The sequence below is a fragment of the Paenibacillus sp. FSL H8-0259 genome (assembly GCF_037963255.1).
In the GTDB taxonomy this organism is placed as follows: domain Bacteria; phylum Bacillota; class Bacilli; order Paenibacillales; family Paenibacillaceae; genus Paenibacillus_AQ; species Paenibacillus_AQ phytohabitans.
The window spans coordinates 5,755,783-5,778,962 of record NZ_CP150147.1 but is presented as its reverse complement, the minus strand read 5'-3'; the positions used below and the strand labels follow the sequence as shown (position 1 = coordinate 5,778,962).

Sequence of the window (23,180 nt, the reverse complement as noted above, 5' to 3'; positions counted from 1 at the left end):
GGAGAGCCGCTGTTCAGTTATAACGAGCCCTCAGATCAGTTCCCCTCTCCGCTTCAAATACACATACAGCACAATTCCCGACACGGAGCAGACCGCAGCACATAACCCGATGAAGCCATAGCCCGCCTGCAGGCCGCGCAGCAGACCAAGCTCGCTTGAACGGCCATAGACCGTCTTAACGAGTTCAATCACCCAGCCGATAATATAGTTCCCGATAACACTGCCGAGACCCATCAGCGTGACTACAAAAGTAATCGCAGTATCACTCCCGTTAGGATAGCGGCGGGCAATAAAGGCCATGACGGTAGGGTAGATGATCGCGATCCCTGCCCCGGACAAAGCGAACAGAAAAGCCAGACTTTCCCCGCCGGCCAGCGCTACAAAGGTACAACCTGCCGAGAACATTGAGAAAATAATCAGCGAGAGCACGAAGCCGATCCGGTCTGTCAGCGGTCCGATAACGAGTCTTCCCAGCGAGAACAGGAGGAAGAAGGCGGACAGCATGCCGGAGGCCTTGACGGTATCCCAGGCGTAAGCTTTTTCCAGAAAATTAACCAGCCAGCCGCCAACGGCGAGCTCGGAGACAACCCCGAAGGACAGGATCATTACCATCATCCAGAGCGCAGGATCGCGCATCAAGGTCTTGAAGGAAGTGCGGTCCTCATGCGGCAGATCATCCCCGGGAAACGTACTGCGCAGCGCCGACACAATCGGCAGCAGGCAGAGCGACAGCATCACCAGATACATCCCCCGCCAGTCCAGCATATGTCCAAACACACTCAGCGACATAACCCCGGTGGCCAGCAGCGGCGCTATAGTCGAACTCAGCCCATAGAAGAAGTGGGATAAATTCATCATCATCCCCGTGTTTTTTACAAAAATACGTGCTCCCAGAATCGCCAGGCCAATCTCCAGCATCCCGTTGCCGATGTACATCAGGAAGTAGGAGGAAGCGAATAGAGGGTAGGTATGCGACAGGAAAATCAGTACTCCGGAGAGAACCATTGAACCAAATGAAATAATGCTGACCGCCTTGATGCCCCATTTGCGGACGAGAATAGCAGTGAACGAGCAGGCGATCAGGTAGCCCAGCGCATTCAGCGAGAGCAGTGTACCCAGCTGTCCTTCATCCAGGTTGAAAGCGAGCTGAATCCGCGGGATTGCGGGTCCTTTAATATTTTCCGAGATTCCGAAGACGACAAAGCCCAGAAAAATGGTTACGAGCTGCATAATATAGATAGTGTTACGTTTGCCAGCAGAGTTGCGTGCTTGAGCCTTCAAAGTGATGCCTCCTGAATGATGATAAAATAATATAATATTTGGCTTACTTCCGTTCCACCAGCTGGAACCGGTAGGTCAGGCTTTCCATGGTTGTTGTAATCAGTCCTGCCATGTATTCCCGGCGGGTGTCATTCTGGATGATCAGCTGTGGCATATGCTCGGGCGGAATAATCTCCTGGCACCCGCTGCGCAGATCCTCCAGCATCTCAGGCGATATATTGTCACCGGTGACAACGATCGTAGCAGGGTTAATGATGCTGATAATGGATACCAGTGCATGTATAGCCAGCTTGCCGGGATCTCCACCCTTCTTCAGCAGCTGCAGCTGCTGCTCCCTCGGAATGCCATAAGGCAGGTAAGACACTTCTCCGCTGAAAAAGCTGTTCCCGTTAAGCAATCGTCCATTCACCATAAAGCCGGCTCCCGGGAAATGATCCTTGGGGAAGGTCAGCACGGCAAAATGGCTCTCCGCATCCGGAAACAGCCGCTGATACAAGCCGTAAACCGTCAGATTCATATCGTTCTCGATAATAATCTCAACCTCTTCATAGCGCTCCTTCAGCAGAATGCCAAGGGGCTGATCTGCGAGCGCCGGAACATCACAGATTCCAATCCGGTCCTGCTGGACTACACCGGGAATGCCGATGCCGACCGCCTGAACATTCGGGTGAACCTCAATAATCTGATCCAGCCAGTCCGTGAGGGTGTCTATGGTAATTTGCTCATGCACCTTGTCCGTTTGCTCCATGATCTCACCATTCAGATTCGCCAGCGCATAACTAATGGATTGAATTCCGCCCTCCGAACGCACGATCATACAGATCATGAGGGAATAATTGGCGTTGAACTGATATTTCCGTGCCGGTCTGCCGCCGCTGGATTCCTCCCACCCAAGCTCCAGAATCTCCCCGGTCTGAACCAGTTCATTGAGAATGGTGCCGCAGGTGGCTACACTCAGCCGGGTCTGTCCGGCGATGGAGGCTTTGGTGCCTGTGCCGGATGTGCGGAGTATATTTTTCACCAGTTCCACGTTTATTTTCTTCACCAGCTGTGTGTTATGAGACGGATTTACCATAGCGCAACCTTCCTCCCGGATGATTATAATCCTATTATTAAAAGAGTTGTAATAAGTGTATTGTAGTGACTTCCCGGCAAATAAGCAAGCGATGATTAGCAGAACCGCACCGCAGCATTAACACATGATCAACGCAGTTCACTCGGTGTCCGCTGCTTGACCTGTTTAAATACACGGTTGAAGGTGCGGATGTTGGAGAAACCGCATTCCAGCGCGATATCGAGTATGCTTGTGTCTGTATTCAGCAGCAGCCGTTCGGCCTGATTGACCCGGATACTATTGAGGTACGAAATGTAACTCATGCCCGAGATGCTTTTGAAGAAGCGGGAGAAATAGAACAGGCTCATGTTGGCGTGATTGGCGGCGTCGGCAAGGGTGATGGGATGCATGTAATTGACGTCAAGGTATTCCAGAACCTCCTGCATGATCTTCATATTCGTAATGCGCCGTTTATCCTTATGAGGATTGACTAATCCCAGCGGCATATGCCGCAGAATCAATGCGCACAGCTCGTGCAAAAGGCCGGTCATCAGCTGCTCATGATGCGGAGGCTTCAGAAGATGCTCCTGCAGCAGCTCCTGCATAATCGCGGACAGACGCCGGTTAATGACCTCATCCTCCGGTGTAGACGGCCGGTTCTCCCGGAAAGGGGAGGTGAGCCGCAGATTCAGGGGCCAGCCTGCAGGGAAGCCGATCAGCGCCGGGTTAAAGATGACAAGAATAAGCTTCGATGTGTTGTCCTTGCTGTCATAGTAGTGAATATCTCCGCTGCTGCATACGGCCAGATCGCCTGCCTGAAGCACCCGTGTTTCAGAGTTGATCCCCATCCGGATCGAGCCTTCCAGTACATAGATGATCTCCAGATCATTATGCCAGTGGGCCAGGAAATCTATATTGTGACTCACAAATGCAGTGAAGGGAAAAGCTGTTCCATACGTTCTGTTCTCGTGAAAAGCTCTCATGATATCTCCTGTTCTGATCTTCGCTATTTAAATCTAAACATAGCAAAAAATGACCATCCATACAAGCAAAATGGCGAGCATCCGCCACCGGTTTGGATTACAATTTCTTCAGGGTATAGACGTGCTATTCAATCCAAAACAAATTAGATTTCAGGATAAAAAGGAGAACTTGATATGGCGAAGAAGGCATTGATTGTAAAAGGCGGATGGGATGGTCATGAACCGAATGAGGTTGCGGCGATTTTTGCCGGCATTCTGGAGGCTGAAGGGTTCGAGGTAGAGGTGTCGGATACGCTGGACAGCTTCAACAATGCCGAGGCGCTTAAGGAATTAAGCCTGATTGTGCCGGTATGGACAATGGGTGAAATTGCGGGTGAACAGGTGTCAGCGGTGCTGGCGGCTGTGGCTTCCGGGGTAGGCATTGCCGGTTGTCACGGCGGGATGTGCGACTCCTTCCGTAACAATACAGAATGGCAATTTTTGACCGGGTCACAGTGGGTGGCGCATCCCTTCAACGACGGAGTGGATTATGAAGTGAACATCGTAAGATCCGGCTCCAGCCCGATTGTGGAAGGCATCCCGGATTTCAAGGTGAAGTCCGAGCAGTATTATCTGCATGTAGATCCGGCGGTAGATGTACTGGCTACTACGACTTTTGTGCTGAGCGAAGGCGACCATTCGGCGAACGGTGTGATCACCATGCCGGTTGTTTATACGAAACGCTGGGGCCAGGGCAAGGTATTCTATAATTCGCTTGGACATCATGCGGATGTCTTCGATATTCCGGAAGCCAAGGAACTGATGCGTAAAGGCTTCATCTGGGCAGCAAAATAAACCGAGACAAGGTGGGACTCATTGTGCATAAAGTGAAGGTAGGCATCGTCGGCTGCGGGAATATCAGCGGCATTTATTTTGAGAATTTGACCGGAACCTTTGTGAATACGGAGGTCTACGCCTGTGCCGATCTGGACCCTGAGCGGGCCGCGCAGGCAGCGGAGAAATATGGAGTTCCTCATGTATGGACGACAGAGGAATTGCTGGCTTCGGAAGAAATAGAGATTGTCGTGAATCTGACAACGCCTAATTTCCACTTCGATGTCTGTAAGCAGGCTCTGCTGGCCGGCAAGCATGTGTACGTGGAGAAGCCGCTGTCACTAACGCTAGAGAATGGAACCGAGCTTGTTAAGCTGGCAAAAGAAAAGAATCTGTTCGTCGGCTGCGCGCCGGACACCTTCCTCGGAGGCGGCCTGCAAACCTGCGCCAAGCTGATTGCGGACGGCTATATCGGAGAGCCGGTTGCCGCAACCGCCTTCATGCTCTGCCATGGTCACGAGAGCTGGCATCCGGACCCTGAGTTCTACTATCAGGCGGGCGGCGGACCGATGTTTGATATGGGGCCGTATTATCTTACGGCGCTGGTATCCTTGCTCGGCCCGGCGAAGACGGTATGCGGGATCACCAAAACCTCATTCGCCACGCGGACGATCACCAGTGAGAAGAAGTTCGGCAAGGTGGTTGATGTCGAAGTCCCTACACATGTGGCCGGAACCATCGAGTTCGCGAGCGGTGCCGTGGCTACGATGATTACGAGCTTCGATGTCTGGCACAGCACGCTGCCGCGGATCGAAATCTACGGCTCGCTCGGCACACTGATCGTACCCGACCCGAACACCTTCGGCGGGCCGGTCCTGCTGCGGCCGGCGCACAGCACGGAATTCCAGGAGATTCCGCTGATCTACAATTATGCCGGGAACAGCCGCGGCATTGGCGTAGCGGATATGGCCCGCTGCATCGGGACAGGAGACACCCCGCGCGCGAACGGTGAGCTGGCGAATCATGTGCTCGAGATCATGCATGCGTTCCACACCAGCTCAGACACTAAGCGCTATGCGGAGCTGGCAACCCGCTGCGAGCAGCCGAAGCTGCTGCCGCTGGGTTTGGTTAAGGGATATTTGGAGTAGTTAAGGTAGCTTGTATAGTCAAAAAACGGCGATCTGTCCCGGGTTATGGGGATGGATCGCCGTTTTCGTGCGTGGCTCAGCTCCCCTGGTTCGTACCTTGTCGCACTAGCAGACTGACTAACCCGCCCCGTACCTTGTCGCGCCAGTAGTTTGACTAACCTGCTCTGTACCTTGTCGCGCCAGTAGTTTGACTAATCTGCTCCGTACCTTGTCGCGCGCGCCTCCAATGCTGACCAATCGAAATAAGTGGAAAAACGACGTTTAATATCTCATCCAATACTAAAAATAGGATAATAAGTGGAAAAAGTACAATTAATTCTGCCGAATCTGCCTTTCACTAGAGAAATGGAGTAATTAGATGCTCTTTATCCACTTATTGTTTATAGCCTGTTTGATTATTGGAATTTAGATGTACATTTTCCACTTAATTAATATTGGACTAGAGACAAACCTATCAAAATGAGCCACAACTGCGATACATGTACAATTTCCCGCTGCAGATTGCTCACGCACCCTTGCTTTAACCCAATATTACTGTTACTTATGCATAACGAGAGACTCTCTGGAGTGACGCGGCCAATTAGTGTTAAAGATACTATTCAGTAACTATCACCGCTATTAGTGCAGTTCCCGCTACACTTTCAATATCATCGCAATCACGGCTATTGCCGCTACATTCCCCCTTATACCTTTCCCCCTGTCTTAATATCATTTATCTGTACTACGCAAACATCTGTCTTACGCACACCGCATACGGCACACCGCACACCGTTAACGGATAAGCGCTATTGACAACCTGTATATACAGGTTTAAACTGTGTGAAGTGTTTGACCTTGTATATACAAGTTTAATGATTGAAATACAGCAATTCTTTTGGAGGTGCTTAATTTGACCCAGTCCCGGTATTCAGAATGGTGGCGCCGGTCCACAGTGTATCAGGTGTACCCGAAGAGCTTCAAGGACACGACAGGCAATGGAACGGGAGATATAAAAGGCCTTACTGAGAAATTGGATTATTTGCAGGAGCTTGGGATTGATATCGTCTGGCTGCAGCCGGTCTATGTCTCGCCCCAATATGATAACGGTTACGATGTTGCGGATTATGAGAATATTAACCCTGATTTTGGCACGATGGAGGATTTCGATGAGCTGATAGAGGAGCTGCACCGGCGCGGCATGAAGCTGATGACCGATATCGTGGTTAATCATACCTCGACGGAGCATGAATGGTTCAAACAGTCGATTTCAGGCAAGGACAACCCGTATCGTAATTATTATATCTGGAAGGACCCGGCACTAGACGGCGGCGTGCCGAATAACTGGCAATCGAAGTTCGGGGGGCCTGCCTGGCAGTTCGATGAAGCTTCAGGACAATATTATCTTACCTTGTTCGACAAGACTCAGGCCGATCTGAATTGGGAGAATGCGGAGGTCCGCAGAGCGGTCAGCGATATGATGCTGTTCTGGGCACGCAAGGGTGTGGACGGGTTCCGGATGGATGTCATTAATTTAATTTCCAAGGACCAGCAGTTCCCTAATGATGACGGGAGTGTACCGCCAGGGGATGGACGGAAGTTCTATACAGACGGACCACGGGTTCATGAATACATCAAAGACATGTATGAAGAGGTATTCGGCCCGTTTGAGATGGTGACGGTCGGGGAGATGTCCTCCACTACCCTTGCACATTGTATCCGCTACTCGAACCCTGAAGAGCGGGAGTTCTCCATGACCTTCAATTTCCACCATCTGAAGGTGGATTATCCGGGCGGACGGAAGTGGGAGCTGATGCCCTATGATTTCGAGGCATTGAAACGGCTGTTCAGTGAGTGGCAGACCGGAATGCAGCAGGGCGGAGGCTGGAACGCTTTATTCTTCAACAATCATGATCAGCCGCGGGCGCTCTCCAGATTCACCGATGATGATGTCTACCGCGAAGAAAGCGCGAAACTCCTGGCTACAACGCTGCATGGACTTCAAGGAACACCATATGTCTATCAGGGCGAGGAGATCGGCATGCCGAATCCGAAGTGGAAGGGCATCGAAGAATTCCGCGATATTGAGTCCCTGAACATGTACCGCATTCTGCAGGAACAGGGCAAGAGCCCGGAAGCGGCCCTCAGCATCCTGCAGGAACGTTCGCGCGACAATTCCCGTACGCCGATGCAGTGGGATGACAGTCCGAATGCCGGATTCACCAGCAGTACGCCCTGGCTTAAGGTCGACGAGCGGTACCCGGACATTAATGTGCAAAAAGAACTGGAGCGGCCGGATTCGATCCTCCATCATTACCGCAAGCTGATTGCTCTGCGCAAAGAGCATGCTGTATTTATAGACGGTGTATTCCGCAGATTGGATGAAGGTCATGCCGAGGTGTTCGCTTATGCCCGGACAGGGATAGGCGAGACACTTGTTGTGGTCTCGAACTTCAGCAGTAAGGAGATTAGCTTCCGGTTCGCGGACAAGCATTGGGCAGACTTAAGCCAAGCGGGTAAGGACAAGCTTCTAACCGGTAATACAGCCGATGCACCTGCATTAACACAAGAGCTTCAGCTGAGTCCTTATGCTTCCTATATGTGGTTAACAACATCTAATACTTAAGGAGTGATGATATGGCTATTGACCGCAAGAATGTAGAGGATATTGTACGGGCGGTTGGGGGCAAGGAGAATATTGAGGTCGCGACGCATTGCGTAACCCGGCTAAGATTCTCGCTCTATGACGAGAGCAAGGTCGATTCAGCAGCGCTGGACGCCAATGACCTTGTCAAAGGACAATTTTCCAGCCAGGGCCAGTTCCAGATCGTAATTGGTCCGGGAACCGTTGATAAAGTGTATGACGAAATGATTCAGCTGACCGGCGGTGCCCGTTCTTCCAAGGATGAGGTGAAATCGGCAGCAGCCCGTAAGCAGAATCCTCTGCAGCGGGCGATTAAGACGCTGGCCGATATCTTTATTCCGATCCTTCCGGCCATTGTAACCGCAGGTTTGCTGCTCGGGATCAATAATATACTTACTGGACCGGGTATCTTCTTCAGCCAGTCGCTGGTCGATGTCTATCCGCAGTGGAAAGATATTGCGGCGATTATCAATACGATTGCCAGCACAGCCTTCACGTTCTTACCGGCCCTGATCGGCTGGGCGGCAGTGACCCGGTTCGGCGGCAGTCCGCTGCTCGGGATTGTGCTCGGACTTATTCTCGTTCATCCGGATTTATTAAGTGCCTACGGTTATGCCAGTGCTTCTACGGAAGGAACGGTTCCAACCTGGAATTTGTTTGGCTGGCATCTGGAGAAAATCGGTTATCAGGGACAGGTATTGCCGGTGCTGGTCTCGGCCTATATTCTGGCCGGTATTGAGAAGTTCCTGAACAAGAGGGTACATGACTCGATTAAACTGCTGGTTGTTGCGCCAGTGACTCTGCTGATTACAGGTTTCCTGGCGTTCACAATCATCGGACCGGTTACCTTCGGCATTGCCAATGCGATCACTTCCGGACTGGTCTATGTGTTCGATCATTTCGCGATTCTAGGCGGCTTAATCTATGGCGGATTCTACGCGCTATTGGTCATCACAGGGATGCATCATACCTTCCTGGCGGTTGACGTTCAGCTTATCGGCAGTGAAGGAGGCACGTTCCTCTGGCCGATGCTCGCTCTCTCCAACATTGCACAGGGGGCTGCGGCACTGGCGATGATGTTCGTCATCAAAGAACAGAAGACGAAGGGACTTGCGGTGACCTCTTCAATCTCTGCCTTCCTCGGAGTCACCGAACCGGCGATCTTTGGGGTCAATATCCGCTACCGTTATCCGTTCATCTTCGGGATGATCGGCTCTGCACTGGGCGGTGTTCTGCTCACGATTAACCAGGTCCGCGCTTCTTCCATTGGCGTTGGCGGGGTTCCCGGCTTCCTGTCCATCTTCCCGAACCAGTGGGGCGTATTCTTCGTGGGTATGGCGATTGTCCTGATCGTGCCGTTTGTGGCTACTGTGCTGTATGGCCGTGCTGTCGTCAGCCGTGCCGAGAAGAGTTCAGTTGTAGCCGCAGGCGGAACAACAACGGTCAGCCCTCCGGCCGTACAAGATGAACTCAGCAGCCGCCAGTCCGTTCAAGGCTCACAGGAGCCGGTGAACATACTGGAGCTGGCTGCACCGCTCAGCGGTACGGCAGTACCGCTTGCGCAGGTACCCGATCCTGCTTTTGCCGAGGGGCAGATGGGTCAGGGGGTTGCAATTGAACCCTCCGAAGGGAAAGTATATGCACCGTTTGATGCGACAGTCGCCCATGTAATCAAGAGCAAACATGCGCTTATTCTGGAGCATGCCAGCGGCGTGCAGGTACTTATTCACGTAGGGATAAATACGGTGTCGCTCAAGGGCAGCGGGTTCACCCAGCTTAAGAATATTGGCGATAAGGTGAAAGCCGGCGATCTTCTGCTGGAATTCGATATGGATGCTATCCGTGCAGCCGGTTACCCGGTGATTACCCCAATCATCATTCCTGCGGGGCAGGAGATGGTGGAGAAGATTGAGGAGAAGACGGGACCAGTGGCGGCAAAGCAGACCAGTATTTTGACTATTCATCTTAAGGGTTGATCCGGCCCGCCCCCGAATTGAATCCATGCGTCCAGAGCCACGGCGTGATACAATATAGGGCGGTGATCTATAATGAGAGAAAATATATATTTGCAAATCTATAAAGAATACAGTAGCCAGATCCATTCCGGCCAGCTGCTGCCGGGGACCAAGCTGCCTTCTGAAAGTGAGCTGGCCGAGGCGTACTGCACTTCGCGGGAAACGGTGCGCAAAGCGCTGAATCTGCTGTTTCGTGAGGGTTATATTCACAAAATCAAAGGCAGAGGCTCGTTTGTGCTGGATATGACCCGGATGGATTTTCCCGTTACCGGCCTGATCTCGTTCAAGGAAATGGCAGGTACTCTCGGTGCTCCCTCACGGACACTGGTAGAGGAAACGGTGATGGAGCCGGCCGGCTCTGCGCTGGCCAGACAGCTGCAGGTTCCGGAGGATACCCCGGTATGGAAGGTGATCCGCGCCAGAGAGATTGAAGAAGAACGGATCATTCTGGACAAGGATTATTTCCGGGCGGATATTGTGCCGTTCTTAAGCGCAGAGATCGCGGCAGGCTCTATCTATGAATATCTGGAAGTGGAGCTGGGGCTGAAAATCAGTTATGCGAAGAAGCTGATATCCGTTGAGCCTGCAACGGAGGAGGATCACCGCCTGCTTGATCTGAAGAAATATACGCATATTGTCGTAGTGCGGAACTATGTGTATCTGGAGAATACGGTGCTGTTCCAATATACCGAATCCAGACACCGGCTGGATAAGTTTCAGTTCGTGGATTTTGCCAGACGGGTGCGGCGGTAATATGTCTGAAACGAGCGCCTAGGTAATTAACGGCAACGTAAAGAAAAACACATTGCCGTCCCCCGGCAAGGTGTGAACTCCGATGTCCCCGCCATGTGCTTCAATAATGTATTTGCAGATGGCAAGCCCCAGGCCGGCTCCCCCCCATTGGCTGGAGCGTGATTTATCCCCGCGGTAGAACCGCTCAAAGAGATGGGGCAAGTGCTCGGGTGCGATTTCTGTACCGTTATCACTCACACTAACCTTCAGCCGCTTCCCGGTATGGGAAGCGGCTATAGTTATATGTGCCTCTTCACCAGCGTATTTGATGGCATTGCCGACTAAGTTGTTAAATACCTGCGTGAGGCGGACCGCGTCTGCCCGCACCCTTCCAGCCGGAAAGGGACGGACCACAGTTAATCTGGCCCTGGCTTCAGTAAATTCATATTCCAGCGGCCGCACGATGGACTCCAGCAGAAGATCGCATTCGATCTCTTCGTAGTTCATTTGCAGCTGCCCCGACTCCAGCTCCGAGAAACGGAACAAATCCTCAATCAGATCGTTTAGCTTGTCTGTCTTGTCCCGGATGATCGATAAATAACGCTCGAATTTGACCTTATCCTGTGCGACGCCATCCTGCAGACCTTCCACATATCCCCTGATGGAGGAAAGAGGGGTCCGGAGATCATGAGAGATGCTCGCTATGAGTTCATTGCGTGCTTGTTCATAAGCGTCCTGGTTCACCTTGGATTCCAGCAGACGGGTTCTCATTAGCTCGAACACAGTGCTGAACCTGCCCATTTCGTCATTGGCCCGGTATGTGATCGGGCAATCCATGTTGCCCTGCACAATCTGTTCAGCCGCGAGTGTAAGCTCCCGGAGAGGCAGCAGAATTTTGCGGGTTATCGTTCGGGTCATCCAAATTGTACAGCAGATCAGCGGGAGCACCAATAGGACCACAGGAATCATTTCATTATAAAATTTATCTGCGGATGAGCTGGTATTGCTTCCGGTGCCGACTGCTACAGAGCAAACGAGAAGCAGCGGAAGCAGGATAATGATAACCATCGAAGTAACCATCGTAAAGCGGAGGCCCGGCTTCTTCATTTAGTTCCCCCCGTAAAATTTATAGCCTATACCCCGAACGGTAAGAATGTACCGGGGATTGGCCGGATCTAATTCGATTTTTTCCCGTATCTTTTTGACATGCACTGTTACCGTATTCAGATCCCCGTATTCGTGTATTCCCCAGGCACTCCCGAAGATCTGTTCACGGGTAAACACCTGATTGGGATGGATCGCGAGGAAGCGGAGTACCTCGAATTCCCGCGCTGAGAAATGAACGGTCTCCTTGCGTACCCGGACCTCATAGGCTTTGAGATCAAGCTCCAGGCCGGGATATACGACTGTACTTTGTTGTTTTGAAGGTAAGGTTAATCCGTTGAAACGCCTCAGCTGAGCCTTAACCCTGGCCACAATTTCACCTGGACTGAAGGGCTTTACCACATAATCATCCGCTCCCAGACCTAGCCCCAGGATTTTGTCGGAATCCCGTTTTTTTGCGCTGAGCATAATGATGGGAACATCGGACTCCGTACGTATCCTGCGGCATACCTCCATTCCATCAAGCAGCGGCAGCATAATATCAAGGACTACCAGCTGCGGATGAAACTGTCCGAAAGCCCGGAGCGCTTCTTCACCGTCAGGGCAGATGATCACCTCATACCGCTCGATCTCCAAATAATCCTTGATCAGCTCGGCGATCTCCAGCTCATCTTCGACAATCATAATTCGTTCACTTGCCATAGTAAGGACACACCCGTTTTTTGTAGGATATAGTTCTATATAAGACGTACTTAAGGTTTGAACTTGAAGCTTAGTCGTCACTGCGGTGAACATTTGGACTTCCGGCCGCTGTTGTCACCAGATTTCTTGATCTAATCCGCTGTTCGCGGTTGAAATCCGTTGACAAAGGCGGTCGCTACCGCTCCTACAGTTCCAAATTTCCCCTCCGCTTCTTTCGCTTTTTGTTTATATCTTTAGTGCATCTTATATAGTGACCATCATATATGATTTGGATATTTCCGTAAATCAGGACGTTTCAAAACCGATCATGGAGAATAAAATCAATACTGCGCCAGCAACAATGATCAACAGATAGAGAATACGTTTTTTCATAGTCAGGACTCCTTGGATTTGATTTATTGATTATTTAATTTCCATGTTCCGGAAGCTCATGATTCCCAACCAGGCAAATACGAGAATGGTTGCAATGGGAATCGAAATTAAGAGAGTAAGCTCATACGTTGTCTGCGTTGGGGTGGCGATATCCATCACAAGCTTAAATACGGAATGCTCATAAAATTCCCTGTACACAGCCCATTTGCCGCTCAGCCACTCTGAGAGGGTGTCGAAGAATAGCATTACCAGCAGCACCGCGCCAATCGTTACGCCGCTTATTGTTGTTGTGACAGCGAACACGGCAACCATGGAGGCAAAGGCAGCTGCATATAGTATCGTGAAGGCAAGTGTACGAAATAAATATAGGGCGGCAGGAATTTCCGGGAGGTTGCCGAAGCCATTCAGCAAACTGCCGGCTATCACACATATGACAGGGACGATTAAGGACAAAATGACGATTCCGATAGAATAGGCCGTCAGCTTGGCAGTATAAATCTGTCTGCGGCTGTACCCCGAAGCAACCGAGATTTTCATAATCCCAAGGCCATGCTCACCTGAGAGGAAGAAGCCTCCCACTACGGCTAAAGAGATTTTAAGCAAAAGCATATTCACTTGTACACCTTGGCCGAGCCCGGATATCCCGCTGAAAACCTTCTGATCTGAGCCCATAAAATGGATAACTCCGGATAAGATGACCGCCACGAAGATAAAAGTGAAACAGAGAATCCGGAACGAGGGCTCTTTGTACAATTTGTACAGCTCAGACCGTAACAGATTTGCCATTTGCCGCCCCTCCAATCAGCTTGGTATAATACCGTTCCAGCTTTTCGCCCTTCGGCATGAGCTGCTGGACTTCCAGACCTGCTGCAAACAGCTTAGCCGAGAGCGCGCCGGGAGGGCCGAACGGTTCATACAAGCGGATGATACCGTCAGCATCTAATTCATATTCCGTTGTCTGCCATTCTTCTTGTATAATTCCTATGGCCTTCTCTGGTGAGTCTACCTTGATGTGCAGGTATTGCCTGCACTTGGCCTGAAGCTCGCTTACAGACAATTGCTCCAGCATTCGCCCGTTGTGAATAATCCCGTAATCCGTTGCCAGCAAATGCAGCTCACTCAGAATATGGCTGGAAATCAGAATGCTGATGCCCTTGTCCCTATTTAAATGAAGCAATAATTCTCTTAATTCAACAACCCCCACAGGATCGAGTCCGTTGGTAGGTTCGTCAAGAATAAGCAGCTCAGGGTTGCCGAGCAGTGAAACCGCCAGACCCAGCCGCTGCTTCATACCCAATGAGAAGTTGGCAGCGATTTTGCTGCCGGCCTGCTCCAGTCCTACCAGTGCTAAGGTTTGGCGGATCTGCGTTTTGTCACGGATACCCTTTTGCAGCCGGAATACCTCCAGGTTCTCTGCGGCTGATAGATGAGGGAAAAGGGCGGGTGTCTCAATAGTCGTGCCAATCCTTTTTCTCGCCTGTACAAGCTGTGCGCCTTCCTTATATCCGAATAATTCGATTTGGCCTGAGGTTGGCCTGGACAGTCCTGCCGCTATCCGCATAAGAGTTGATTTCCCGGCGCCGTTCTGGCCTATGAACCCATAGATGCTGCCCCGGCGTATCGACAGGTCGACACGGTCCAGTGCAGGGTGATGCTTGTAATGCTTGGATAATTGGTGTGCCTGTAGCACATATTCGCTCATGCGTTCTCCCACCTCATTAGATTTCTATGTACTTAAAGTGTCTGCCGGCTTTCTCTCATTCTAGCGGCCCGTTATAAACGTTCACCCCGTCTAATCTGAACAGGCCATAAAGATTTCATTAACATTTGATAAACATTCCGCAAAAAATGACCAATCCTTCAAGTAAAATGGCGAGCAGCGGCTCTTTGTTTAAATTACAATTTCAGTAGGATGGCAATTCTCATAATTTTCGGGGTAAGTCCTTTATTCTGCGTATGGGAAAAAATAATATCGGCTTGTAGAATGGTACTGAGGATTGTAAACGCTTGCGCGCAATTTCAGGGAGGCTATTATGCACTCAACAAATGTCAGGAACCCCGTGATCTCCGGCTACTATCCAGATCCAAGTGTAGTCCGCGTAAATGATGATTACTATTTGATTAACAGCTCTTTTGAGTATTTTCCCGGCGTCCCTATCTTCCATAGCAAGGATCTGATTCACTGGACGCCGATAGGACATGTATTGACCCGGAAGTCCCAGGTGGACCTGCGGACAAGCGGCAGCTCTGACGGTATATATGCCGCTACGATACGCCATCATGCAGGCCGCTTTTATATGATTACTACGGATGTGAGGGGAATCGGTAATTTCTTCGTGACAGCGGACAAGCCGGAAGGTCCCTGGTCAGAGCCGGTCCTGCTGCCTTATGGGGGGATTGATCCGTCCCTGTTCTTCGATGAGGATGGGCGCGCTTACGTGACTGTGCAGAATGGAGCCGGCTATGAATCCCATATTATCCAGTACGAGATTCATCCGGAGTCCGGTGAAGTGCTGTCTGAGCCTGTGGAGATCTGGCGGGGGGATGAGGGTCCATGGGTAGAAGGGCCGCATCTGTATAAAATCAAAGGCGTCTACTACCTGATGACGGCATCGGGCGGCACCGCCCGGGATCACCGGGAGATCATTGCCCGCAGCAGCAACCCTTACGGGCCGTTTGAGAATAAGCCTGAACCTATACTGACCCACCGCGGGCTGAAGGAGCATCCGGTTCAATGCCTGGGCCATGCGGATCTGGTAGAGGATACGTCCGGGAAGTGGTGGGCCGTCTTTCTGGGCATGCGTCCGGTGGACGGCAAATACTCTCCGCTGGGCAGAGAGACCTTCCTGGCTCCGGTTACCTGGACGGAAGAAGGCTGGCCATTGATTGACAACAATGAAGGAACCGTTGTCTCCGCTGAAGATTCCAGTCCGGATGACGTTACTCAGCGTATGGAGCTGAGCGGAGGCTTCGGCCCGGAATGGGCTTTTCTGCGCTGCTACGAGCAGGAACGGTATTCCTGGACAGAGCGCGATGGCAAGCTTGCCGTCCGGGGGAATGCCTACACGCTGGATGATGAGGCGCCGGCAGTGTTGGCCTGTATCCGCCAGAAGCATCACCGGATGGAGATAGGCGTAAGTCTGGATTTTGATCCCGCGAAGGATGGAGAGTATGCCGGACTGGCCGCCCGCCTGAACAACCGGGGATACATCTTCTGGGGACTCGCCAGCCGGAGTGGCAGACGGGTTATGGAGCTTACCGTCAAGGACGGGGACCAGAAGCAGATATATCATTACCCGGCGGGGAGCACCGGAGAGGTACGGCTCCGCCTCCGTTCGGACGGAGAGGTCTATACCTGCTCGTATTCTGAGGATGGCATCTCCTGGCATGACGCAGAGCAGAAGGTACATGTATCCGTCCTGTCACCTGAGGTGAACGGCGGATTCACCGGTGTCTGCCTGGGACTTCACGCCTCGGGAGAGGGTGCGGATGCTGCGGCTCCGGGTTATTTTGCAGAATTCTATTACACAAATACAAAAGGAGATGTCTTATGACACATTTGCCGAAACCTAATGAACCGCTCGTTACCCACATCTATACTGCGGACCCGTCCGCCCATGTCTATGAAGGGAAAATCTACATTTATCCTTCCCATGACCTGGATCACGATGGACCGGATAATGATAACGGGGACCAGTATGCAATGGAAGACTATCATATTCTGTCACTGGATAACTTTGAATCACCGGTAGTGGATCATGGCCAGGCGCTCCATCTGGATCAGATCCCCTGGGCCTCCAAGCAGCTCTGGGCTCCGGATGCAGCCTATAAGAATAATACCCATTATCTGTTCTTCCCGGCCCGTGATCACGACGGAATATTCCGGATTGGTGTGGCAACCTCTGCTTCACCGGCAGGCCCGTTTGACCCGCAGCCCGATTACATCGCTGGCAGCTATAGTATTGATCCGGCTGTATTGGTGGATGACGATAACCAGGCTTATATCTATTTCGGCGGTCTTTGGGGAGGGCAGCTGGAGAAATGGCAGACTGGCACATTCGTGGCGGATGCGGAAGGGCCTGCTCTGGATGCGCCGGCGATTGGACCGCGAGTGGCTCTGCTGAGCGAGGATATGCTGTCTTTTCAGGAGCAGCCTGCTGAGATCTCGATTGTAGATGAAGAGGGCAACCCGATTCTTGCCGGTGATGAGCAGCGGAGATACTTCGAAGGACCCTGGGTCCACAAGTACAATAATTATTACTATCTCTCTTACTCGACAGGAACACAGCACACGCTGGTGTATGCCGTCAGCCGGAATCCGCAGGGTCCCTTTAGCTTCAAGGGAGAAATTCTCTCACCGGTCATTGGCTGGACCACCCATCACTCCATCGTTCAATTCGGGGACAAGTGGTATCTGTTCTATCACGACAGCTCATTATCAGGCGGCGTGAACCATAAGCGCAGCGTGAAATATACCGAGCTTAAGTATAATGAAGACGGAACAATTCAGAAGATTGATCCATACCCGGCTTCTGCTGAATCAGCGGAGTAATCCGCAGGCTCAGCAGCTTCCAGTACAGCAGACTGTATGACAGCAGAACAAACGGCAGCTTCCCCGCGGAGGCTGCTTTTTTGCTGTATGTAGACTGAATAATCCGGCAATGTGAACCGCACGTTAGCACGTTAGAATAAGCCCGGACAAGCTGCCGATTCACGTGATCGAGATAAGGAGGCTCTACTGATTTCTTACAGCGGATTCGTGCCGGCAGCGCTGAGGTTCTTAAGTTCACATCGTATTCGCGTTAATGTTGTACGTAGTACAACTTCGATAGCTGAAAATCCGCGTGTTTGGCAGGATTGTTGTACGAAATACAGCAATTATCCTGCTAAACCGTCTGGAGGCAGTGAAATGATGCCTTTTGTACAACAATTTCGGATTTGTGCCGGGATAGTGAGGGAAATGTTGTATTTGGTGCAGGATTTTATAAAATAAGCTGCTCCTGCTTCTGCCCGAAGGGAATCTTGACAGTAAAAAAGTAAGATGTACCGTCAACTTAAACAGAGCATGTCTCAGGACTATTGGAGCTATGCTCTATTTGGTTATGGGCTGTTGCAGACTTTCCTTTAATTTGGCCAGTGTATCTTTAATTTCGCTTCTACTTGGACCGGCAGCTCCTGCTATATATTAAATTTGGACAAAGAATAAAAGGGGGGTACAGCAGGAATTTTCATGAATGCGTTTCCAATAATACACCGTTTGAACTAGCAGTATCGAAGATCATCCCCATTACATGAGGAGAGTGGACAATGATATCTCATACCCAAACACGCAAACTTCGCAGACTGACTTCAACCGTATTAAGTGCGGCGCTACTGGCAGGGTTGCTGCCGCAGACCGCTCTGGCCGGAGATACCTGGCCGTTCAAAGGGGACAGCGCGCATGGAGCTAACCAGCCGAGTATACATGGCTACACCAGCAATCAAATCGCGGGTTGGAGTCCTGAGACCGATCCGGATGCGGAGCTGCTTCGTTCCCGCGTGCCTTTACAGAAGCGGATTTCATCTTTCACGGCTACACAGGCTAATCCTAAGCTGAGTCCGGGTGTCAAGATGATGAATGTCGCAGGCGATTATGGAAATGCCTTCATTGAAAATGCTCCTTATACCAACAAGTTTGCCCAATATCACTTCAATTTCTGGCAGTATGTTGATTATTATTCGTATTGGCATGGTACTGCAACGGCATATACGCCGCCGGAATATTACGATGATCTGGCCCAGTCCGACTGGCAGCAGAAGTGGTTTGAGTTCGGCATGCTTAATATTCCGAATCCAACCTATACGGATGCCGCGCATAAGAATGGTGTCATGTCGCTGGCCGGTGTGTTTTTCTCCAACAATGACCGCGGACAGCAAACCTACAAACAAATGATTGTGAAGGATGAGAACGGTGACTTCCCGGTCGCCAGGAAAATGATTGAAATGGCAAATTACTTCGGCTTCGACGGCTATTTCCTTAATCAGGAAGAGGTGAGCCCGAATGTTGCTACAGCCGATATTCCCGATTACATTGCTTTCATGAAGGTGCTGCAACAAGGCGGGTTATATGTCCAGTGGTACGATTCATTAACTACGAACAACGGTTCCAATACCTTTACAAGAACCTTTAGTAATAACAATATTTCGATGCTGTATGATAAAACGGCAAAAGAGCCGGTCTCAAACTCCTTTTTCTTCGATTACGGAGTGAATAGTACCCATATTAATACAGCTATAGGCTATTTGGCTGGAATGAATGAGGATGAAGGGACAAATTACAATCTGTTTGATATTGGCTTTGCCGGACTTGAAGCAGGCCGTGACCGTTTCAAGAGCGTACAGGGAACAGCTCTGAAAGACAAGTTGACAGCAGGCGGAGCTCCGCGTTTAAGCATCGCTACGCTCGGAGCTGATTTCGTCCATGCCGGTCTTGACGAGGATATGGGACAAGCGTGGCCTGTCTCCAAACGCACCGACAATGATTACCAGTGGATGACCCATCTGCGGGAGCAGCTCTGGTGGTCAGGTCCGAATGTGAACCCCGGCAATACAACCGTTTCGCCCGCGAATACGGTGGCGGATGTCTATGCGGATAACCGCTACTGGCCGGGAATTTCTTCGGTCATTGCGGAACGCTCCGTGGTTCAGAATTCCAACTTCTATACGAATTTCAATACCGGGCATGGTATTTCCTATTATGTTAACGGGGAAAAGTCAAATAAGGAAGAATGGTCCAACATGAGCCTTCAGGATATTCCTGTAACGTGGCAATGGTGGCAGGATACCCTGGGCAACCGCTTGACGGTTGATTACGACTACGGTCCGGAATATACAATGACAGACAATTCACGCATGAGCTATAAGCAGATCGGCGGCTTCAACGGAGGCAGTTCACTGGTTGTGAACGGGGCGCTGGACAAGGAGAATTTCCTCCGCTTATACAAGAGCGACCTGTCCGTACAGGCAACGTCCCAGCTGTCGATTGCTTATAACAAGACTTCAGCCGACGATGCTTCTGTCTTGAGTGCAGGCCTGATCTTCAAGGACAATCCGTCCAAGGTAGTCAAGGTACCTGTGGAGAACAGCGGCAAACAAACCATGGGCTGGGCAACGGCAGAGCTAGATCTGGGGGCTTACGCAGGTAAAGAAATCGCGGCCTTTGGCCTGGTATTTACACCGGGTGCAAGCACAATCCCAGGTTATCAGGTAAACATCGGCCAAATCCGCATCTCTGACGGTTCAGCCGTGAAGCCGGCCGCGCCAACCCGTCTGGTGGTTACGCAGGCCTTGCCGAATACGAATGAAATGATTCTGAAGTGGGATCTGAACAGCGATTATTCCCAGGTGAAGCAATACAATGTATATGTGAACGACATCTTTATGGGCGGCAAATATGACGAAACGTTCTACATCAAACAGCTGCCAGCCAAATCCGGTATAATTAAAGTCATTCCTGTAGGAGCGGACGGAGTAGAAGGGGAAGCGGCTACAGTGTCCTTTAATTTGGACTCGGCGGTATCGGGTATTGAAGCCGAATCAAGCGAGAACGGCGATCTCCTGGTCAAGTGGTCCGGTTCAGACGCTGCCGGGAACGTTAAGGTGACGGTGAGATCGGTAAACTGGATTACAACCGCAGAGCCTGTCTCCAGACAATTGATCGTGCCGCAAGGGACAACCTCGGCATTGTTCAGCGATATGCCAATTAATGGGGACGAGTTCACTGTAACCATCCAGGCAGGCAACTCGGATATTGTAACCTATAATGGTACGTTCATTGACAAGCTGTCGGAGCCTTATGCCGAAGCATGGTCCTGGAATGGAAATACGCTGAGCCTGCCAATGCCGAACACACGGGACTGGAGGTACATGTACGTCTATGAAGACGGAGTTCCTAAGTCTTTTGCGGTAACCTATTTATCAGGGGCAGCAGCGCAAAAGCCGATGATTATCCGCGGCCGCACCACGAAGGCAAGCCTTAGCTTTACGTCGACCAAAGCAGTAACAGTGGTGATGGAGGATTACAGCGGGAACAAATCCCAGCCGCTGCAGCTGGATAAGCGGTACAATGTAACCTTTAACAGTAACGGCGGCCAGCCGAAAGCGAAGGTTGTTCAGGTTATGAACGGCGCGCTTGTGACTGCACCGAATGTAGCGAGAGAAGGTTATGTGCTGGAAGGCTGGTATAACGGTAATGCGAGATGGCACTTTGCCTCTGACACGGTGAATGGTCCGCTTACGCTGCAGGCGAAATGGACCGCGCTGCCGCCGGATGTACAGGTGGTCAGTGAAGGCTCGTTCCGGGCAGGACAGGATGGTGTGCTTCGCGCTGTAGGTAAAGGTTCCGGCACATTAGTCTATGCCTGGTATGCCGATCAGGGAGAAGGATACGGTGAAGTTATTGCCGCTGGCGATACGCTGACACTTACAGATCTGACAGAAGATATGAGCGGTTACCGCTATAAGGTCATTGTGACCGGCGAAGGCGGCTTAACCGCAGAGAAGGAATATAACCTGCAGGTCTTTCCGGCGGAAATCCAATGGATGACCCCGGCCTTTGTGATGGACTTGCCATCGGTACTTGAGACGGTTGCCGGGGAGCCGATCGCGCTTGCCGTCGATACATCAGGAGATATTGCCTCGATTGAGTGGGAAAGGAAGCGTGCTGCCGATGAGGAATGGCAGACGGTTCCGAACGTTACCGGCGCGGTATACCGGTTCAATCCATTATTCGAAGAGGATGGAACGAATTATCGTGTTGTGCTGACCGGCAAAGAGGCCACAGACCCGGTGCGTATTGTTGGCTCACCACTGGCACTGAAGGTCTATCCGCAGCATGAAGCTCCGGCGATTGCTTCATTTACGGCGACAAGCCAATCGGTAATGGAAGGTAACGATGTGACCTTTACAGTTGTCGCCGATTCCGTATATGGTGAACTGGGCTACAGCTGGTTCAAAGATGATCTGGTTATAGAGGATGCTCTTGGCAGCAGCCTGACCCTTGCCAAGGCTCAACTTTCTGATACGGGCGTTTATAAGGCGCGTGTAGAGAATACCCGCATCGTTGGCGGCCGCCCTTATGTGGACGCGGCGGATACAGAGGTTATTACTCTGACTGTAAACCGTCAGCCGGTGACGCCGACTAATCCTCCGTTGACGGCAACCAATCCTCCGGTGGCTGCTCTGCCAACAGCAACACCTGTACCGGCTGCAACACCGGCGCCTGCGACTGCAGCTGCAGTGATATCAGCCGCACAGCTGGGCAGTCAGGCAGTGAACGGTGTAGTTACCGTGCAGATACAGCAAGCGGTCACAATTGAGCTTCCGGTTAACGCCGGTGAGCTGCTGGGAACGAATTCCCTGCGTGTGCAAGGAGACAGAATCGGGCTGGTACTGGCACCGGAGCTGCTGAAGCAGCTGGCCGAAGCCGTACCTGCTGCCCAGGGTAACGGTGCAAAGATCGTGCTGCAAGCAGAATTCAAGACACTTGCGCAAGCTTCGCTGAAGACGGAAGCAGGTGTATCGCTTAAGGGACAATTCCTGGACTATGATCTGAGACTGTCCCTGGCAGATGGAACCGTTAAGCGTCCCGGCAGTTACTCTTCTCCTGTTAGTATAAGCTGGCCGGCTGGTGAAGGACTTAATCCGAAGCTGCTTGGCTTGTACCGTGTAGGCAGTGACGGTACACTCACTTATCTGGGAGGATCTGCTGCGGCCGGCAGTCTTACAGCCGAACTTGACGGCAACGGCAGGTACGCACTGCTGGAGTATACGAAGCAGTTCAACGATGTTCCGGTTACGCACTGGGCCTTCGAAGCCTTGCGTGAGCTGTCTGCGAAGCATCTGATCAAGGGGATATCGGAGCAGGCTTATCAGCCGGGCCGGGATATTACCCGGGCTGAATTCGTGCAGCTGATGGCCGGCACGCTGCAGCTAAGCGGCAGCGGCACCACTTCCTTCAGTGATGTTCCGGCAGGCGCCTGGTATCAGCAGGCACTCTCCGGCATGGTTCAGGCCGGTCTGATTACCGGCCGTACGCCGGAGTCCTTCCAGCCGGCCGCAGCAATCAGCCGGGAGGAGATGACCGTCATTCTGATGCGCGCTTACCGGCTGCAGCAGGGTTCAATCCCGGCCGCAACGGGCAGCCTGTCTATTAAGGATGCTGGAGACATCTCCGGCTGGGCAGCGGATCAGGTGGCTGAAGCCGCTGCGCTTGGCCTCGTGAAAGGGCGGGCTGACGGAACCTTCGCGCCCAAAGCTCCCGCCACCCGGGCAGAAGCTGCGCAGATGCTGCTGAATTATTTGAAATAAGCCTGACGG

Annotated in this window: 15 protein-coding genes; 8 read left to right on the top strand and 7 right to left on the bottom strand. The window is 51.6% G+C overall.

Annotated features, from left to right (window positions below):
• Positions 1 to 30 precede the first annotated feature (30 nt).
• From NSU01_RS24975 to NSU01_RS24965, 3 genes are all read right to left on the bottom strand, one after another.
• Entirely contained in the window at positions 31 to 1,230 is a 1,200-nt protein-coding gene (locus NSU01_RS24975; RefSeq protein ID WP_076244688.1) for an MFS transporter, read from the bottom strand.
• A 94-nt stretch (positions 1,231 to 1,324) separates the two neighbouring features.
• Positions 1,325 to 2,356, bottom strand: a complete 1,032-nt coding sequence (locus tag NSU01_RS24970; protein WP_076244550.1) for an ROK family protein — start codon at positions 2,354 to 2,356, stop codon at positions 1,325 to 1,327.
• Between the two features lie 128 nt (positions 2,357 to 2,484).
• Entirely contained in the window at positions 2,485 to 3,318 is an 834-nt protein-coding gene (locus NSU01_RS24965) for a helix-turn-helix domain-containing protein (RefSeq protein ID WP_042138949.1), read from the bottom strand.
• Positions 3,319 to 3,492: 174 nt separating this feature from the next.
• Between NSU01_RS24965 and NSU01_RS24960 the strand changes: the two genes are divergently transcribed.
• The 5 genes from NSU01_RS24960 to treR all read left to right on the top strand — a co-directional run bounded on the left by NSU01_RS24960 (position 3,493) and on the right by treR (position 10,667).
• A complete protein-coding gene (locus NSU01_RS24960; protein WP_042138948.1) occupies positions 3,493 to 4,152 on the top strand; it encodes a ThuA domain-containing protein in 660 nt (219 codons plus the stop codon).
• A 23-nt stretch (positions 4,153 to 4,175) separates the two neighbouring features.
• Positions 4,176 to 5,279, top strand: coding sequence for a Gfo/Idh/MocA family oxidoreductase (locus NSU01_RS24955; protein ID WP_076244553.1), 1,104 nt, complete (start codon positions 4,176 to 4,178; stop codon positions 5,277 to 5,279).
• Positions 5,280 to 6,159: 880 nt separating this feature from the next.
• A complete protein-coding gene (gene treC / locus NSU01_RS24950; protein ID WP_256703892.1) occupies positions 6,160 to 7,881 on the top strand; it encodes an alpha,alpha-phosphotrehalase in 1,722 nt (573 codons plus the stop codon).
• A gap of 11 nt (positions 7,882 to 7,892) precedes the next feature.
• Positions 7,893 to 9,875 carry a PTS system trehalose-specific EIIBC component gene (gene treP / locus NSU01_RS24945; protein WP_076244558.1) on the top strand — a complete coding sequence of 661 codons (1,983 nt, stop codon included), beginning with the start codon at positions 7,893 to 7,895 and terminating at the stop codon, positions 9,873 to 9,875.
• Positions 9,876 to 9,947: 72 nt separating this feature from the next.
• Positions 9,948 to 10,667 carry a trehalose operon repressor gene (gene treR / locus NSU01_RS24940; protein ID WP_042138944.1) on the top strand — a complete coding sequence of 240 codons (720 nt, stop codon included), beginning with the start codon at positions 9,948 to 9,950 and terminating at the stop codon, positions 10,665 to 10,667.
• An 18-nt stretch (positions 10,668 to 10,685) separates the two neighbouring features.
• Here the strand turns inward: treR and NSU01_RS24935 are convergent, their stop codons facing one another.
• The 4 genes from NSU01_RS24935 to NSU01_RS24920 all read right to left on the bottom strand — a co-directional run bounded on the left by NSU01_RS24935 (position 10,686) and on the right by NSU01_RS24920 (position 14,526).
• Positions 10,686 to 11,753: a HAMP domain-containing sensor histidine kinase gene (locus NSU01_RS24935; protein ID WP_052421985.1), complete on the bottom strand. Its 1,068-nt coding sequence runs from the start codon at positions 11,751 to 11,753 to the stop codon at positions 10,686 to 10,688.
• Positions 11,754 to 12,452 (bottom strand): response regulator transcription factor, encoded by a 699-nt coding sequence (locus NSU01_RS24930; RefSeq protein ID WP_039302528.1) that lies wholly within the window; start codon positions 12,450 to 12,452, stop codon positions 11,754 to 11,756.
• Positions 12,453 to 12,854: 402 nt separating this feature from the next.
• Positions 12,855 to 13,610: an ABC transporter permease gene (locus NSU01_RS24925; protein WP_076244560.1), complete on the bottom strand. Its 756-nt coding sequence runs from the start codon at positions 13,608 to 13,610 to the stop codon at positions 12,855 to 12,857.
• Complete coding sequence (locus NSU01_RS24920) at positions 13,588 to 14,526, bottom strand: ATP-binding cassette domain-containing protein (RefSeq protein ID WP_076244562.1); 939 nt, start codon at positions 14,524 to 14,526, stop codon at positions 13,588 to 13,590. The genes NSU01_RS24925 and NSU01_RS24920 overlap by 23 nt, the downstream gene beginning before the upstream one ends.
• 331 nt (positions 14,527 to 14,857) lie before the next feature.
• Here NSU01_RS24920 and NSU01_RS24915 point away from each other — a divergent pair, with 331 nt between their 5' ends.
• From NSU01_RS24915 to NSU01_RS24905, 3 genes are all read left to right on the top strand, one after another.
• Positions 14,858 to 16,378 (top strand): glycoside hydrolase family 43 protein, encoded by a 1,521-nt coding sequence (locus NSU01_RS24915; protein WP_076244564.1) that lies wholly within the window; start codon positions 14,858 to 14,860, stop codon positions 16,376 to 16,378.
• Entirely contained in the window at positions 16,375 to 17,376 is a 1,002-nt protein-coding gene (locus NSU01_RS24910; protein ID WP_076244566.1) for a glycoside hydrolase family 43 protein, read from the top strand. Before NSU01_RS24915 ends, NSU01_RS24910 begins: the two co-directional genes overlap by 4 nt.
• Before the next feature lie 755 nt (positions 17,377 to 18,131).
• Positions 18,132 to 23,171 carry an S-layer homology domain-containing protein gene (locus NSU01_RS24905; protein WP_076244568.1) on the top strand — a complete coding sequence of 1,680 codons (5,040 nt, stop codon included), beginning with the start codon at positions 18,132 to 18,134 and terminating at the stop codon, positions 23,169 to 23,171.
• The last annotated feature ends 9 nt before the right edge of the window (positions 23,172 to 23,180 follow it).

What these genes read in the sequence shown, in the direction of transcription:
- NSU01_RS24930 (WP_039302528.1), bottom strand. Translation starts at nt 12,452, where the DNA reads ATGGCAAGTGAACGAATTATGATTGTCGAAGATGAGCTGGAGATCGCC.
- treR (WP_042138944.1), top strand. Translation starts at nt 9,948, where the DNA reads ATGAGAGAAAATATATATTTGCAAATCTATAAAGAATACAGTAGCCAG.
- NSU01_RS24960 (WP_042138948.1), top strand. Translation starts at nt 3,493, where the DNA reads ATGGCGAAGAAGGCATTGATTGTAAAAGGCGGATGGGATGGTCATGAA.
- NSU01_RS24915 (WP_076244564.1), top strand. Translation starts at nt 14,858, where the DNA reads ATGCACTCAACAAATGTCAGGAACCCCGTGATCTCCGGCTACTATCCA.
- NSU01_RS24975 (WP_076244688.1), bottom strand. Translation starts at nt 1,230, where the DNA reads ATGCAGCTCGTAACCATTTTTCTGGGCTTTGTCGTCTTCGGAATCTCG.
- NSU01_RS24920 (WP_076244562.1), bottom strand. Translation starts at nt 14,526, where the DNA reads ATGAGCGAATATGTGCTACAGGCACACCAATTATCCAAGCATTACAAG.
- NSU01_RS24965 (WP_042138949.1), bottom strand. Translation starts at nt 3,318, where the DNA reads ATGAGAGCTTTTCACGAGAACAGAACGTATGGAACAGCTTTTCCCTTC.
- NSU01_RS24935 (WP_052421985.1), bottom strand. Translation starts at nt 11,753, where the DNA reads ATGAAGAAGCCGGGCCTCCGCTTTACGATGGTTACTTCGATGGTTATC.
- NSU01_RS24905 (WP_076244568.1), top strand. Translation starts at nt 18,132, where the DNA reads ATGATATCTCATACCCAAACACGCAAACTTCGCAGACTGACTTCAACC.
- NSU01_RS24910 (WP_076244566.1), top strand. Translation starts at nt 16,375, where the DNA reads ATGACACATTTGCCGAAACCTAATGAACCGCTCGTTACCCACATCTAT.
- treP (WP_076244558.1), top strand. Translation starts at nt 7,893, where the DNA reads ATGGCTATTGACCGCAAGAATGTAGAGGATATTGTACGGGCGGTTGGG.
- NSU01_RS24970 (WP_076244550.1), bottom strand. Translation starts at nt 2,356, where the DNA reads ATGGTAAATCCGTCTCATAACACACAGCTGGTGAAGAAAATAAACGTG.
- NSU01_RS24925 (WP_076244560.1), bottom strand. Translation starts at nt 13,610, where the DNA reads ATGGCAAATCTGTTACGGTCTGAGCTGTACAAATTGTACAAAGAGCCC.